Raw genomic sequence first — 14,319 nt, 5'->3', positions numbered from 1 at the left:
GGAATTTGAGAGAAATCTATAATTTCTATAACTTACTAGAGTTTAGAGAAAAAGGAAAAGTCTTGGCGACCAAAATGGGTGGCCGTGGCAATATTGAAGTTCTCTAGGCAGTTCACCAACCATTTGACCTTGCCGCGATTAAACGACTGGTAATGGTTAAACAGAATTGCAAACCGCTTCTCTAGGTAAGGCTTCACTTTTTTAGATACGAGGACAATCTTTAGAAGCAGACCAATGGTCGCAGGGGTACCAATATTGTTGAGCAGATCCACAAAGACAAGGTGATTTGGATTTTGGGCACTATCCACCACCAGGTAATTGAGGGTTTGGCTACAGGTACGCACTAATGCAAAATCATTCAATTGGTGGGTCTGCTGGAGGGCGGGCAACGTCTTGATGTATTGCTCGAATCGCTGCCGAAACCGACCATTGCCAAAGCTAACCCCACTGGTATCCGTGAGATAGTGGTAAAACTCGCGCTTAAAGGCTTCCGTGGATTTATTCTTGGCGGTTTGCTGGTTAAACTGCTGGGCCATATCCCGATAGGTCTGGCGGCCGTCTACTTTGCCAACAAAGTGCTTCAGGGAGGTTTTCAATTCCGTATCGCTGAGGAGGGTCGGATTTTTGACTGGGGCAATGACTGTATTGCCGTTACCAATCCGAAACTCCGTCGTCAGGTAGTTGGAAAGATCTAACTCAAACTGTTGCTGAATTTTAGATTGGGATCTCATAATAAAGCTTTTTTCTTCAGCAGTCGTCTCGTCCCCAATGAGGCAATGATCGTAAAGGTAAGGATAACGACGAATGAGAGAACTCAGAGGGCGATCGGTATTGCGACGAATGGAGGACAGATCCCGGTGATCCTCACCCACGAACTGGGCCACCCGTTGCAGCTTTTGGTAGTATTCGCTCTCTAGATAGCCCTTAAATAGAAGTCGTAGTCTGCGGACAATGGTGGCCCGGCTCAGTCCACCGGCGGGCATGGCAATGGGTGTTTCCAGGAGAGCTAAAAATTCTGGGATTGCCCCATGGAGCAAGGGCCGCTTCTGCCAACGATTAACCAGAATGTGGCAACAGCGATTAATAAAAAGCTTGAAATTATGCTCGGCATTGCGATCGCCCACGATCTGATCCAGTGCCCCTTGCACAGAACGATCCGGGTAGGTGTACCCCATGATGAACAATGCTCGAAACCGCTCCATCACCTGCTGTGGCGTTTCGTTTTGCACACAGTCAAGCAAATGATCATAAATGAGTTGGTAGTCACTTCGCTGAATCCACGTGTTCACGATCGCCACTGCTCCTATTTGAAAAATATAACGTCGGTTTTAGGTGCAGGAACACAGGCACAAAGGATAATACTCCTTAGATCCTTTCTGCTGTCATGAGTGTCATCATAGGAGATTTGTTTCTAGCCAGTGGTGATCCACCGCAACTTAAATCGGTGACACCGATCACATCAATCCCCCAAACACCCTGACTACCGTTCCTATAATGTAGCAATTACATTGCCCAATCACCAATCCAAATCTAGCTCCGGTAGACGCTTTTTGAGACTATAAGGTTCATCAATGACAGGATCGGTGATGTTTAATTCCTCACGCCATTGCCGCAGAGGCTTATGCCAACCGTCTTCCCAACGCTGGGCAATGAGGGGTTTGATCTGAAGGGCCATGCCCATACCTCGTGCTGCCTGCTGGGTTATGTACTGGAGCTTGTCCGGTTGACGTTTTAGGGCTAACCCCATACTGGCCACCTGAAGGACAACAGACATGGGATAGCTAATCTGAACCGCATTAACAGAAAGTACCCCCAATTCGCCACCCGTGGGGCCAAAGCCAGTGATGACATGAATAATATCATGGGTTTTGCGGAGGCGCATGGTCACCCAGTCGTCATCGGTTTCAATGTTACGACGACGGAAAAAATTAGGGTCATAGCCGAGGGTTTTCATGACGGTGGCATAGGTATGACCCAGGCTACCCTGTGGTAGTTGTACTAATGCGTCTAGATCAATATCGGGGCCAAGATAGCGAGATTCCATCATGGCCCGGGCATCGGGAATGGCTTTAACCCGATCAACACAGACTTGCATCTGATGACTGCCGCGAAAGTTATCTTCAATATCAAATACATTGTCGGTTTTTTCCCCCATGGATTTGAGCAGATCTGTAACGGCCTGTAAGTTCCGAACGGTGCGGGTGAGTTCTTCAAATTGTTTCAGCATCTATTACTCCGAGTTCCCAGTTTTTCTTATCGATTAACGTTCATGTTAATGAATACGATTATCCCATCTAAGGCATAAGAGTCGCGGTTTTGAGGCGACGTAGGGCGATCGCAAACACTAAATTCATGGGAACTAGCAACTCACTAAAGCCAATAATGGCTAGTTCACTCCCTTGGCTAAATCCACTACTACTGCCAATTAATAGACAAATGGCAACATTTCGCATACTGGTACTGATGGCTAGGACTTTACGATTTACCAAATGAGGGCCACCAAACAGCCAACCCATGATCCATGCCATGATCACAAATGTGGCCATCGCTCCCCAGCTATTCCATCCCAGCGATCTGGGATCTAAGGCTTTGAGGGTTGAGGTATAGATCGTTAATGCCATGAATAAGACAACAGATAAAGCCGTTGCTAATTTTTGTAGCTTTGGGGTAATCCTGGGGAACCACCGTTGTATCACCTGTCCAGCAAAGAGGGGAGGGATAATCAGAATTAAAAGGTGGCCAATCAGCGACAAAATCGGTATGCTCGTGGCCTGGAAACCGGGAAAAAGAACATAAATGAGCAAGGGAGTAAGGACAATCGATAGAAAGGATAGTAGAATCACTAGCCCCACGGCATAGATGAGACTACCTTTAGAAACTCGGGCAAAGTGTAAGGCCAGTAAGCCCCCTGGAGTTACCGCTATCATTAAAAACCCTAGGGACGTTTCCGACGGTAGCTGAAATAACTTAACGAGTATTATCCCCAAAACTGGCAGTAAAATAAAATTCACCAATAGAGATCGCCCCAATACGTTAGATTTCATCAAGGTAATGATCTCAACCGTTGATTTCCCCAGGGCAACAGAAAATAAAAATGTAAAAAGAAACAAAAAAACGATGATTTTGAGCGGAATGGGTAAGGTTGCCAGCATCATGTTGGTACGGTATAAAATACAAAAATCAACAATACCAATAAATCGTAAGGACACTTAAAACTCAACGTTAAAAATGATCATAAAATGATCATAAAATGTTACAAAATCCCCTGCTTTTCTAAATAATTGTATCAACCTTTCTCATGAACCAAGATGGATTTTCTATAGTTGAGATAGCAAGGTAGTCTCAACAGGGAGAAGTCTTATGCTACGAACCTTGAGGAACATGATGCGGTTTCTTTTTGAAGCCTTTACACGTATTTTTACCCCCCGAAATGATCATTATCCTGCCACGGGAGTTCAGCCCTTTTCCGGCGATCGCCCGACAAAACATAACGCAGCCTAGGCTATTGATCGGATTGATTAATGATCATTGATCATTGTTGATGATGATTTTGGCTGGTGGTCTCCTAAGTCTAACGCCCAAAACCTATAGCTCTCTACTTCTTCCCTGTTCAGTGGTGTAGGTTAATTTGCGGTAGGACGTTCCGCCTAATCACTAAATCTGCTATAAGTGAGATGAGTGACCCTAGACGTGAAGGACTTCTGCATCGGATTATGCCGAATAACAACGGTATTGTAAGCCACGGCACTGCCAGCCTACTGTTTTTATTAACCCTTGTCACCACAGGAGGGGTAGGGGAAGCAGCTTCTAACCCTGATGTACCCGATACCACCCTTGGCAATGGAGACCCTAGCCTCTCCCTAGCCCAGCGTCTTTCCACGGTGCGCGATCGCCTTCAGCAAGGCAAAGATCAAATTCAGTCCATGGGACTCACTCCCGTCTCAGAAAATCAGCAGTTGGCCTATTGGGAAGACACCTGGATTAATTTTAATGATGGGGCCTACTGGGAAGATATTTGGTCAGACTTTAGTAATTAAGAGTAAAGTAATAATTAAAAGTAATTTAGTAATTAGATCTATCTGACGGTTATGGAATCACTAAGCAAACCTATTCCTGCCGTTGGTTGCGGCATTGCGGCAAATTGAAGCCCTGCCCTAACTGCCATGATGATTAGTGACGCAGAACTCGCTCGGTTTGGCCCCTTTCGGCTGGTGGTCATTCAACCTACGCCCTTTTGTAATATTGACTGCGACTATTGCTATCTGCCGGGGCGATCGCAACGGCAGAGCATGGATCTAGCTCTCCTAGAGCCACTCTTCAAAAATCTGTTTAGCAGTCGCTTCCTGGGAAAGCATTTCACGGTCTGTTGGCATGCCGGTGAACCCCTCACCCTACCCCTTGAGTTTTATCAAAAGGCCTTTGCCCAGATTAACGCCCTAGAGCAGCAGCACAATAGCCGTCAATGCTATGTCACCCATGCGATTCAGACCAATGGCACATTGATCACCCCGGACTGGTGTGATTTTTTCAAGTCCGAGCAAATTTCCGTTGGCGTAAGCTTAGATGGGCCGGCCTTTCTCCACGATGCCCACCGGAAAACCCGCACCGGACTAGGAACCCACCAGGCAACCCTGCGGGGGATCAAGCACCTACAAAATAACCAGATCAACTTTCATATTATTGCCGTACTGACAAAGGATGCCCTGGCCTACCCTGATGAAATTTTTGAGTTCTTCCAGCAAGAAGGGATTCATAATGTTGGTTTTAATATTGAGGAAATTGAAGGGTCAAATCAGGAATCTTCCCTCAGTCAAAATGACACGCGATCGCAGTATCGAGGCTTCATGGCACGGTTCTGGCAACTCACCAAAGCCACGAAAGGAACCTTCAAAGTTCGGGAATTTGATCGGGTGAGTGAACACCTCTACACCGATAAAGCTATGGGCCGTAATCAACTATGTACCCCCTTTGCCATGGTGAACGTGGACGTGAATGGAAATTTTGCCACCTATTCCCCGGAGCTTCTGGGTATGACCAGTTCCGACTACGGCCGCTTTATCCTTGGAAATGTTTGCACTGATTCCTTTGAAGCCGTCTGCCAAACCGAAACCTTTCAACGAATCTATCAGGATATTCAAGCGGGGGTAACAGCCTGTCGCCAAACCTGTGATTATTTTCCTGTTTGTGGTGGGGGTGCCCCCAGCAATAAATATTGGGAAAATGGTAGCTTTGCCTCCACCGAAACCCTCCATTGTCTATATACCCAGAAAATTCTCACAGATCTGATTTTGACCGATGTAGAGCAATGCCTGGGTTTAGCTTGAACCGCGGTAGAATGAGAATGTTAAGAAGGGATAGAATGTAAAAAGATTGCCAGTAAGGTAACAGTCCCCCTAGCAACGTTAAAATAACCACTATGGGATTTTTCGATTCAGAAATCGTCCAGCAGGAAGCTCAACAGCTTTTTATGGATTATCAGTCTCTTATGGCCTTGGGGTCTGACTACGGCAAGTTTGATCGGGCCGGTAAAAAACTCTACATCGAAAAAATGGAAGAGATGATGGATCGCTATCGAATTTTCATGAAGCGATTTGAATTGTCCGATGACTTCATGGCCCAAATGACAATTCAGCAGTTAAACACCCAACTCAATCAATTTGGCACAACGCCCCAGGGAATGTTTGATCAAATGCATACGACCTTGGAGCGGATGAAAGCTGAACTGGATCAACAGCCTTAGTCCATGGGCATGCTGATTAATCTAGATGGTCACATTGCCCCCACCGCCTCTCTGTCTGTCCTAGATCGCGGTTTTTTGTATGGTGATAGTGTTTATGAAGTAGTCCGAACGTACCAGGGCCGACCCTTTGCCCTCCAGGAACATATTGATCGTTTGCGGCGATCGGCAGAGTATTTGTACCTAGAGATTCCCTGGTTCGATCATCATATTTGCACCGAAGTTAAGAGAACGATCGCCGCCGCAGGAAAGGGAGATTACTATATTCGCATCGTTGTGAGTCGTGGGGCAGATCAGCGCATTAGTCTATTGCCCGACCCCCAGACCCGGCCTCGCCTATTAATTATTCTCTTACCTGTTGATTCCAACCCTCAACTATCAGAAACAGGTCTGTCCCTAGAGATTTCCCAGCGGGAACGGGTGAGCCGCAATGCCCTAGACCCCGCCGCCAAAACCGGCAATTATCTCAACAATATCTTGGCCTTACTGGAGGCGCAACGCAACGGTAAGGATGATGCCCTACTATTAAATAGTTTCGGCCAGATTACGGAAGCCACCACCAGTAATCTATGGATTGTCCGCCAGGGTGTAATTGAAACTCCGGTAACGGATGTGGGGATTCTCCATGGCATTACCCGATCGGTGTTACTCACCATTCTGGAGCGTCTTGGCCTGCCCCATCGCCAAGTAGTCCTGAAACCGGAAGATTTGGAGACCGCCACAGAAGCCTTTCTCAGTTCCTCAGTGCGACTGCTCATGCCCATTCGTGAATTGGGAACCTATGGTTTACCGGAATGCCCTGGCCCCGTGACGCGCCAACTGTGGCAGGAACTCCTGAGGGTCATGGCTCATCAGGATCGTGATTCTCTTCCTTAATTCATTTTCCTGAGGGAAGGTCTTAAGTATATTTCTATGAAGTGGGTGAAGTTATTCTTCGTGGCGGCGATCGCCCTAGGGTGTATTTTATTTGGGCAACATCCCGGCCACACCATTGTCAGTGCCTTTGCCCATAGTCCGACCACCCAACCCTTGCCCCTGGATCAATATACGGGAGTGGTACTGCTAGAGCCAGTTCACTGTAGCGGTACCCTTTTGAAGGGTAAACAATTTGTCCTCACTGCGGCCCATTGCCTCAATAAAGGCGACCCCATCCCCGACAAAGAGATCACGGTGGTGTTTCGGCGGGAACCACGGAACTTGAAGGCCCGGGTTGCCCGTTATTTTATTCATCCCAGTTGGAAAGGGAAACTTGCCGTGGAGGGCTATGACCTTGCCTTGCTAGAACTGGATGCAGTTGTGCCAGATTTCATTGAAGCCTATGATATTTATCGAGATCAGGATGAAATCGGTAAAGTATTTACGAAGGTGGGCTATGGCTACATTGGGCTAGGCAGCACCGGAGAAGATCGAACCTCTAATAGTGACTTGAATCGCCACTGGGGTCAAAATCGCTATGAAGCCCTCCTGGATATTTTTATACCCGTGACTGACGGTGATTTATCCACAGTGGTACCCCGCAGCCAATTAATGTATGACTTTGATGACGGGACTCCTACGCGGGATGCCTTTGGTCGATATTTTCCTCGGTTGGCAGATTTGGGTCTGGGTAAAAATGAAGCAGGCTCAGGGGCAGGGGATTCCGGTGGCCCCTGCTTTATCGATGGCAAAGTTGCCGCTGTAACTTCTTGGGGTTTTAGCGATCGCGGCTTTTTTATGATTACTGACAGCGTAGATATTGATGATGAAATCAGTAATGGTTCCTTCGGTGAATTTTTCAGTGATACTCGAGTCTCGTTCTATGCACCCTGGATTGATATGGTGATGAACCACCGCCGCAACATTGATCCAAGGGATGCTAAAAGCGCACCAACCCTGACCTTAGATTAAATGTTTTTCAAAAAAACTAAAATTGAATTGTAATCACAATCTGATCACTATACTGCCCTGGTGTGACCCACTGATCCGGTGGAATCCGACCAAAAATCTCAATAGTATTGCCCACATTATTGCCTGGAACAAAGGGGCCGTTCTGGTTTGTACCGCTGGTGCCATCGCCCCAAACGCGACTACGAGCAGCATCTAGATACAAATTATATTCCAGGGTACTGGATTCAAAAATCATCCGTCGCGGGGTGTAGCTATCACTGTTGCCCCGACTTAAACTAATGGTGACGGGAATATTATTAAAGCTTCCGCCTCCCCCACCCCCACCCCGACAGGTGAAACTAAAACTCCCCACCGCATCCGTCGGAGTTGGGGCCATGACATCATAATTACCAAAATTGAGACCCACCACTTGGGTAAAGCCGCAGCCACTTGCCCCCTGGGCCGCACTGGGCAAACTAGTGACGAACCCCAAGACGATCCCTAGACCAAAGCCAGAGAGTCCAGAATAGAGGTTGAAGGATAAGGGCTTCATGCTTTTACTTTAAGATATATCTGAAAATCTGAAAATAGGAATGATATACTACAATCTGTGGACATGTAGCTCAGTGGATAGAGCATCAGATTCCGGTTCTGAGGGTCGGGGGTTCGAATCCCTCCATGTTCGTAGGGTGAAAACCTATTCACAGCAAGCAGTTCAGGGTTCTAGTAAAATCCTAGTCTATGATCAAATTATGGAAAGCTTCGGATAGGGTGATCGTCTCAATCTCTTGCTCTTTTAGATAGGGCAAAATAATATCTAGAGAATCAACGGTCTCTTGGCGGCTTTCACTCACATGGGGAAGCAGCATTTCTGGGTTTATTTCAGTACCATCATGCATAAGCACAATCTGGCGATCGCCCCCTCGTATGACCTCATTAGCAATATCCTGGGCAGTCGTCTCTACGTGCCAATCCTGGGTATCCACTGACCAAAGTGCGGAATTTAAGTTCAACTTATTCACAATTCTTAGTAAATCTTGATTCTGATCGCCATAGGGTGCGCGGAACCAACGAATTTTATAATCAATGCCTAAACAGGTAGCAATTGCTGCTTGAGTTTGCAACAATTCATTACGTTGTTGTTCGGGTGATACCGTTGTCAGGCGGGGATGGCGATAGGAGTGATTTGCAATTTCGTGACCACCATTATAGACCTGACGCAAAATATTGCAGTTTTCCCTTACCCGCTGACCAATCACAAAGAACGTTGCCTTCATGTTGGCGGCCTTCAGTTTTTGCAGGATTTGGAGTGTATAAACCGGCGATGGTCCATCATCAAAGGTGAGCAGAATTGTACCTGGTTTTAACCCATTTAGATGCCCATGGATTGTTTCATAGTCAAGATTCAGAAATTCCTTGGTTTGAGTTGCGCCAGGATTACCTGTAGGTTTTGGAGAAGAACTTTTAGATTGATTAATGTTACTACCATCCTCATCCAAACTAATATTTATTTGAGAATCTTGACTGTAATGTTTTGATCCTGAGAACATCCTGGACGAGTCCGATAAATCCTTGTTGCTACCAATAATCAGGCAAATTAAAACCAAAACTAGTAGTGAATAATGTCTAATTGGATTCATTTTTTTTTTGTGATGGCAATAGAGATTTCTTTGACTCTTTATTTGATGGTTTATTTTCCTTGGTCATAATTTTAGTTATTTTAACTCCAATAGATAATCAAAAAAAAAAACCGTTAATCCACCCAATATGAATCAGTCACGTAGAAACCATATCCCGAAGCGCGGGAGAGTTTTTCAGCAAAATCCTGGGCCGCAGATTTAGAAGTAAAACTAGCCGCTTGGGTTTGTCCCGCAATAATCAGAGCATCACGGCAGTAGTTATTTTGAACCGTACTTAATGCAGCACCTGGCCCCCGTACTCCCCACCAATGACTTGGCCCAGTTCGCTGCGAACCACAGGTTGGTTTCAAAGATAAGCTAGGCGATGGAGATGGCGTAGGGGTCGGTGTGGGAGTCGGTGATGGTGTTGCAATAGGGATGGATGACTCCTGCTCAATAGCTTTATCCAAGGCTTCTATCTCATTAGAATCACCCTGAGTCGTTGTTATTGGGACAGTTGGTTGCTGGATTTGGGGAATAAAAATAGCAACCATCCCTAAGGCAAAAATACTACAGAAGATACCTAGGAAAATGGCGATCGGCCACAGCAACTTTGTTGGAGGAGGTGGTGGTAGAGGTGGAGGAGGAGGTGGTGTTGATAATGCTTCAAGCACATCCTGTGCCGAAGGATATCGACGATTGGGAATAGACTCCAACATACGGTTTAATATCTTTGCTAGACGATCACTTACATTGACATAGGATGACCAATTCCAGTAATCATTATAGGTGTCTAATAACTCGCCAGCATCCTTACCTGTTAGCAAAACAATCGCTGTCACAGCAAGGGCATACAAATCAGAACTAGGATACACTTGTTCTCCCCGCATTTGTTCCGGTGGGGCAAAATAGGGCGTATAAATGCCAGTATGTCCACTTTTTTTTGTCAAGTATGTTCCAGCAAGCTGTTTCACCGCACCAAAATCAATCAAATAAAGCTGCGATTGCCCTGAAATCCTCCCTTGATTAGCCAGCATAATATTTGAAGGCTTAATATCTCGGTGGATCGATCCACAATCATGAATAAATTGCAGTACAGGTAAAAGCTCCTTCAAGAATTGGAGAATTTCCTCCTCTCGAAAGCGACCCTGCTGCTCTAATTCATCCTCTAGGTTTTTGCCATCAATATATTCTTGTACTAAATAAAAGAAGCGATCGCCCAGATGGGGAGAACTAGTCTCAACATCCAAATCAAAAAATGCAAATAACGAGGGAATTTGGGGATGCTCTCCCAATCTTCCTAAAATGGCTCCTTCCCGTTCAAAAAGTATTTGAGCCGTTGCTATATCCCCTGGGTCTGTAAAGTTGGGTCGTAATTGCTTTAGCACACACTTTCGTAAACTTGGCGTATCTAAATCCCTAGCCAAGTAGGCTGCCCCAAAGCTTCCTTGCCCGATCAGCTTTTCTGCCACATAATGTCCCTTCAAAATTAAAGGCATTCCACAGGTGGTACAAAACCGCTGGGAGATGCTCCGCCGCTCCTCAGGATCATCTAACTCCGGCAATGCATTTCGGGGTTGATCACAGGTAGGGTGAGTACAATGAACCAGCATCAGGGCAATCCACCAGACGACAATATAGATAAAATTTTATCTATCATACTTTTCTGAACTTAACCCTAGCCATAACCGTAAATGAAACCGGAATTTCCTGCAAGGGCTGTATCAGTATTGTATTACTCTCTACCAACTCCGCTTCTAGAATACGAGAACAGTGATGTGAGGGGTGGTTGTGGTACAGGGAATCCCATCCGACAACCTCACGCCCAGCGATTGAACCCGTTTATCCCAGGCCTCAGGTACCAAACTTGCCCCAAATACCCTGCCAACCCAAGCATGATATCGGTCAACCTTTGCATCATTTTGCATTGTTCTGCCAGATGTGTCGTTCTAATGCCGCAATCAGTGCGGGATTGATCATCACCATTGACGGGTATCTCCAGATATAAACCGCCGCCGTCAAAAAGCTTTTATACTCTGTCAGTTGTCTCAGATCGATTGACAGCCAGTTTTGTGAGCATAAGGGGTTAGGGGTTTAGTGGAAGTACCCTGATTGATACCACCATCCACCCCTAGCTTACCCTAGCCTCATCAAGACTGATTGAGACTAATAAAACCGCTATGATGCTTTCACAGTAAGGCTTTGAAGACGTTTTTAGACTATATTAGATTCTTCCTGAATGGGGGCGGAGGGACTTGAACCCTCACGACTTTTAAGGTCAACGGATTTTCATCCTCCTGCCGCTTTCGCGACCACAATCTGGGTCGCCCACAGATGTGTTGAGAATTGGACTCTCCCTTTACCCGCGTAAGTTAATCTACGGTAGGGTAGCTCCCGTCGAGTCTCTGCACCTTCCGAAAACCAACAAACGGATCCCCGGCTTGGCTCAGGATTGCCTTATTTGACGATGCAAACTTAGGTTTCCCTGAATTTGAGAGCATTCACTTAACAGATTCCTCCATTAAGGCTCAATTTCTTAAGTCCGCAGCGTCTACCATTCCGCCACGCCCCCTTAAGTAAAGACCACTATACCATTGCCGACTGGCTCTCAGTTAATGTACGGGAACAAAAATATGGATCCCTGGGCCCATTTCAGCCAAACGGCTCGCGATCGCCGTACCCTAGGGCCATAAAGGATCATCGTCAAAATTCAACCTATGGGCTAACAATGGGAGGTTTATATGTTTACTGGCTTAATTCAGGGACTCGGCCAACTCCAATTCCTTTCCCCTTCCCGTTTGCGTATTTTCTGTCCAGGGGTAAACTTTTTGACCATGGTGGCGATCGGAGATAGCGTTGCCGTTGATGGGGCTTGTCTAACGGTGGAAGAGTTTGATACCCAGGGATTTACGGTAACTGTTTCGCCGGAAACCTTAAAGCGCACCACCCTAGGGGAACGGGCCCATCGGGGAGAGCCGGTGAATTTAGAACCCTCCTTACGTTTGGGGGATAAGCTGGGGGGGCATTTCGTTACGGGTCATGTGGATGGTGTGGGAACCTTGGATCAAAGTACCCTGTTGGGGGATAGCTGGGAGATAATCTTTAGGGCCCCGGTGTCGGTTTGCCCCTATATTGTGGCAAAGGGGAGTATTGCGGTGAATGGTATTAGCTTGACGGTGGCCAGTTGTCACCCCCAGGGTGAATGGTTCTCAGTGGCCGTGATTCCCCACACTTACCAGCAAACGACCCTATCGGTTTTAGGGGTTGGGGATCAGGTTAATTTGGAGGCGGATTTATTGGGCAAATATGCCCGACAGTTTTTAACCCCCTATCAGTCCCTAGACCATCCTCCGAGCCATTCCCCAGAACTGTCCCTAGAATTTCTCCAAGAGCATGGCTTTAGTTAGGGGTTTTAGTTAGGGGGCGATTTTTAATTTTTTCACTAGATGGTAATAATGCCTTGGGGTTGGTAGCTTTTTTCGATGCGGCCGGCCCCTCGAAATTGTTGGTAATAGGCCATGGTCACGTTATCTTCCCTGGGATATAGATAGTCAATGCCAATGCCATTGCGGCCCTGATCCTGACCGGAACTATGGATATAGGCCCCCTCTTGCAGATAAAACCCCACGTGGGTTGCTTTCAGAGATGTACCGAAAAATACTAGGTCTCCGGGTGTTAAAAGTGGAATGAAATCTTCAGGGCGATCGCTGGCTGGAGCGACAACTGGGTCTAAAACTAAGGGTCTGGTAAAGGCCTCCTGCTGGTAGGCATCCCGGGGCAGCCAAATGCCATGGTGGGCAAAACTGGCTTGAATTAAGCCGGAGCAGTCATAGTTGGGGCCTAGATTACCCCCCCAAAGATACTGGTTGGGATGGTTTTGGGCCTGTTGCAAGAATTGAATGATTTTGGGCAATGCCGCCTCAATGGCGGGGCGATCGCAGGGTTGGGGAATATAGGGGGCGATCGCGGGCGTGAGGTAACCCGTATCTGCCTTAGCTAACCAGGCGGGATAACCATCCTCTGCCAGTTGAACGGGAACCGGGTCAGGACTCGGCAAGGACACCCCAGAACTCAGCCAGAGTTTTCGCCCCATGGCTGCCTGGGTCGCCAATCGTTGGCAATCTGGAGAATCGTAGAGATCCACTTTTGCCTGTATATCATAAAGCCTATGATTTTGATTCTCAATCACAGTTTGGCCCCTGGCACATCCCCGGCCATCTGATTCCAAATAGACGCTAATCCTTCCCGATAGGTTGGATACTTTAGGTTAACCCCTAGAACCGACTTGATCCTATCGTTGCGAACTCGGCGGGATTCTTGCCAAAAGGAGGCTGCCATGGGGCTGAGATCTAACTCTTCTAGGGCCAGGGGTGGGGGGGCGGTTTGTCCCATGAGGCGATAGGCCTCTAAAAGCACATGGCTGGATTCCGAGGGTTGATCATCACTAATATTGTAAATTTCCCCAGGGGTAGGTTGTGCCAGGGACTTGAAAAGGGTTTGGACAATATCATCCACATGAATACGGCAAAAATAATGGCCCGGTCGATGAATATGCTGGGCCTTGCCGGTTTGAATCCGACTAAAAATATTGCGCCCAGATCCGGGGCCGTAGATTCCTGGCAATCTAAAAATATGGGCTGGCAAGCCACTGGCCAAAAACTGATTTTCGGCATTGACCCGAGCCTGGGAACGAGAATTTTGGGGGTGAACCGGTGTTGTTTCATCCACCCACCCACCCTGGCGATCGCCATAGACCCCAGTGGTAGACAGATAGCCAAACCACTGTAAATCTAGGGCCATCAATTGATCCATCAAACATGCAACAACACCATCCATTCCCACAGGATCGGGGGGAATACTGGATAGAACATGGGTTACCCCCTGCCAGGTCTCGGTCGGGGGCAAGGAACGGGCTGGGCTGCTTTGCCAAAGAAATGGAACCGGGGCGATCGCTGGCTGCAAATCCCTTAAGACCTCTGGGCAGTTCCCTGACCGAGTGGTAATCACCACCCCAATTCCTTGGGAATGGAGGCGAAGGGCCAAGCGAGTGCCCGTATAGCCGCAGCCTAAAATGAGAACTCGCATACCAAGGGTTTA

General features: G+C 47.2%; 15 protein-coding genes and 1 tRNA gene. 8 read left to right on the top strand and 8 right to left on the bottom strand.

The genetic code is table 11. The annotated features are described in order from the left end of the window. Window positions 1-35: 35 nt before the first annotated feature. From L3556_RS06810 to L3556_RS06800, 3 genes are all read right to left on the bottom strand, one after another. The gene (locus tag L3556_RS06810; protein ID WP_277866551.1) at window positions 36-1,289 is read right to left on the bottom strand and encodes a hypothetical protein; all 1,254 of its coding nucleotides are present in this window, start codon (window positions 1,287-1,289) and stop codon (window positions 36-38) included. Between the two features lie 227 nt (window positions 1,290-1,516). Next, on the bottom strand, window positions 1,517-2,227 hold the full coding sequence (locus tag L3556_RS06805) for a Coq4 family protein (RefSeq protein WP_277866550.1): 711 nt from the start codon (window positions 2,225-2,227) through the stop codon (window positions 1,517-1,519). Window positions 2,228-2,294: 67 nt separating this feature from the next. Then, on the bottom strand, window positions 2,295-3,209 hold the full coding sequence (locus L3556_RS06800; RefSeq protein ID WP_277866549.1) for a bile acid:sodium symporter family protein: 915 nt from the start codon (window positions 3,207-3,209) through the stop codon (window positions 2,295-2,297). A 172-nt stretch (window positions 3,210-3,381) separates the two neighbouring features. On the opposite strand from L3556_RS06800, the gene L3556_RS06795 reads away from it, so the two are divergent. The 6 genes from L3556_RS06795 to L3556_RS06770 all read left to right on the top strand — a co-directional run bounded on the left by L3556_RS06795 (window position 3,382) and on the right by L3556_RS06770 (window position 7,624). Next, complete coding sequence (locus L3556_RS06795) at window positions 3,382-3,501, top strand: nicotinate phosphoribosyltransferase (RefSeq protein ID WP_277866548.1); 120 nt, start codon at window positions 3,382-3,384, stop codon at window positions 3,499-3,501. A 212-nt stretch (window positions 3,502-3,713) separates the two neighbouring features. Then, window positions 3,714-4,037 (top strand): hypothetical protein, encoded by a 324-nt coding sequence (locus L3556_RS06790; protein ID WP_277866547.1) that lies wholly within the window; start codon window positions 3,714-3,716, stop codon window positions 4,035-4,037. Window positions 4,038-4,163: 126 nt separating this feature from the next. Further along, window positions 4,164-5,324 carry a cyclophane-forming radical SAM/SPASM peptide maturase GrrM/OscB gene (grrM, locus tag L3556_RS06785; RefSeq protein WP_277866546.1) on the top strand — a complete coding sequence of 387 codons (1,161 nt, stop codon included), beginning with the start codon at window positions 4,164-4,166 and terminating at the stop codon, window positions 5,322-5,324. A gap of 92 nt (window positions 5,325-5,416) precedes the next feature. Then, window positions 5,417-5,740 carry a DUF1825 family protein gene (locus L3556_RS06780; RefSeq protein ID WP_277866545.1) on the top strand — a complete coding sequence of 108 codons (324 nt, stop codon included), beginning with the start codon at window positions 5,417-5,419 and terminating at the stop codon, window positions 5,738-5,740. Window positions 5,741-5,749: 9 nt separating this feature from the next. Further along, window positions 5,750-6,613, top strand: a complete 864-nt coding sequence (locus tag L3556_RS06775) for an aminotransferase class IV (protein WP_277866544.1) — start codon at window positions 5,750-5,752, stop codon at window positions 6,611-6,613. A gap of 36 nt (window positions 6,614-6,649) precedes the next feature. Next, window positions 6,650-7,624 (top strand): trypsin-like serine protease, encoded by a 975-nt coding sequence (locus tag L3556_RS06770; RefSeq protein WP_277866543.1) that lies wholly within the window; start codon window positions 6,650-6,652, stop codon window positions 7,622-7,624. Between the two features lie 16 nt (window positions 7,625-7,640). Here L3556_RS06770 and L3556_RS06765 read toward each other — a convergent pair whose 3' ends face one another. Beyond that, on the bottom strand, window positions 7,641-8,156 hold the full coding sequence (locus L3556_RS06765; RefSeq protein WP_277866542.1) for a Csu type fimbrial protein: 516 nt from the start codon (window positions 8,154-8,156) through the stop codon (window positions 7,641-7,643). A 59-nt stretch (window positions 8,157-8,215) separates the two neighbouring features. On the opposite strand from L3556_RS06765, the gene L3556_RS06760 reads away from it, so the two are divergent. After that, window positions 8,216-8,288 (top strand) — tRNA-Arg (locus tag L3556_RS06760). Between the two features lie 49 nt (window positions 8,289-8,337). Here L3556_RS06760 and L3556_RS06755 read toward each other — a convergent pair. Next, on the bottom strand, window positions 8,338-9,243 hold the full coding sequence (locus L3556_RS06755; RefSeq protein WP_277866541.1) for a polysaccharide deacetylase family protein: 906 nt from the start codon (window positions 9,241-9,243) through the stop codon (window positions 8,338-8,340). A 113-nt stretch (window positions 9,244-9,356) separates the two neighbouring features. Next, complete coding sequence (locus tag L3556_RS06750; RefSeq protein ID WP_277866540.1) at window positions 9,357-10,835, bottom strand: serine/threonine-protein kinase; 1,479 nt, start codon at window positions 10,833-10,835, stop codon at window positions 9,357-9,359. Window positions 10,836-11,963: 1,128 nt separating this feature from the next. On the opposite strand from L3556_RS06750, the gene L3556_RS06745 reads away from it, so the two are divergent. Next, the gene (locus tag L3556_RS06745) at window positions 11,964-12,629 is read left to right on the top strand and encodes a riboflavin synthase (RefSeq protein WP_277866539.1); all 666 of its coding nucleotides are present in this window, start codon (window positions 11,964-11,966) and stop codon (window positions 12,627-12,629) included. 35 nt (window positions 12,630-12,664) lie between these two features. Here the strand turns inward: L3556_RS06745 and L3556_RS06740 are convergent, their stop codons facing one another. Both L3556_RS06740 and L3556_RS06735 read right to left on the bottom strand, forming a co-directional pair. Beyond that, a complete protein-coding gene (locus L3556_RS06740) occupies window positions 12,665-13,411 on the bottom strand; it encodes a C40 family peptidase (RefSeq protein ID WP_277866538.1) in 747 nt (248 codons plus the stop codon). Then, entirely contained in the window at window positions 13,408-14,307 is a 900-nt protein-coding gene (locus L3556_RS06735; protein WP_277866537.1) for an SDR family oxidoreductase, read from the bottom strand. The genes L3556_RS06740 and L3556_RS06735 overlap by 4 nt, the downstream gene beginning before the upstream one ends. Between the last annotated feature and the right edge of the window lie 12 nt (window positions 14,308-14,319).

The organism is Candidatus Synechococcus calcipolaris G9 (genome assembly GCF_029582805.1).
Taxonomy (GTDB): Bacteria; Cyanobacteriota; Cyanobacteriia; order Thermosynechococcales; family Thermosynechococcaceae; genus Synechococcus_F; species Synechococcus_F calcipolaris.
Note: the sequence above shows the minus strand (reverse complement) of the source record. Positions and strands in the feature narration are given on the sequence as shown.

What these genes read in the sequence shown, in the direction of transcription:
- L3556_RS06805 (WP_277866550.1), bottom strand. Translation starts at nt 2,227, where the DNA reads ATGCTGAAACAATTTGAAGAACTCACCCGCACCGTTCGGAACTTACAG.
- L3556_RS06795 (WP_277866548.1), top strand. Translation starts at nt 3,382, where the DNA reads ATGATGCGGTTTCTTTTTGAAGCCTTTACACGTATTTTTACCCCCCGA.
- L3556_RS06790 (WP_277866547.1), top strand. Translation starts at nt 3,714, where the DNA reads ATGCCGAATAACAACGGTATTGTAAGCCACGGCACTGCCAGCCTACTG.
- grrM (WP_277866546.1), top strand. Translation starts at nt 4,164, where the DNA reads ATGATGATTAGTGACGCAGAACTCGCTCGGTTTGGCCCCTTTCGGCTG.
- L3556_RS06780 (WP_277866545.1), top strand. Translation starts at nt 5,417, where the DNA reads ATGGGATTTTTCGATTCAGAAATCGTCCAGCAGGAAGCTCAACAGCTT.
- L3556_RS06775 (WP_277866544.1), top strand. Translation starts at nt 5,750, where the DNA reads ATGCTGATTAATCTAGATGGTCACATTGCCCCCACCGCCTCTCTGTCT.
- L3556_RS06770 (WP_277866543.1), top strand. Translation starts at nt 6,650, where the DNA reads ATGAAGTGGGTGAAGTTATTCTTCGTGGCGGCGATCGCCCTAGGGTGT.
- L3556_RS06765 (WP_277866542.1), bottom strand. Translation starts at nt 8,156, where the DNA reads ATGAAGCCCTTATCCTTCAACCTCTATTCTGGACTCTCTGGCTTTGGT.
- L3556_RS06755 (WP_277866541.1), bottom strand. Translation starts at nt 9,243, where the DNA reads ATGAATCCAATTAGACATTATTCACTACTAGTTTTGGTTTTAATTTGC.
- L3556_RS06750 (WP_277866540.1), bottom strand. Translation starts at nt 10,835, where the DNA reads ATGCTGGTTCATTGTACTCACCCTACCTGTGATCAACCCCGAAATGCA.
- L3556_RS06745 (WP_277866539.1), top strand. Translation starts at nt 11,964, where the DNA reads ATGTTTACTGGCTTAATTCAGGGACTCGGCCAACTCCAATTCCTTTCC.
- L3556_RS06735 (WP_277866537.1), bottom strand. Translation starts at nt 14,307, where the DNA reads ATGCGAGTTCTCATTTTAGGCTGCGGCTATACGGGCACTCGCTTGGCC.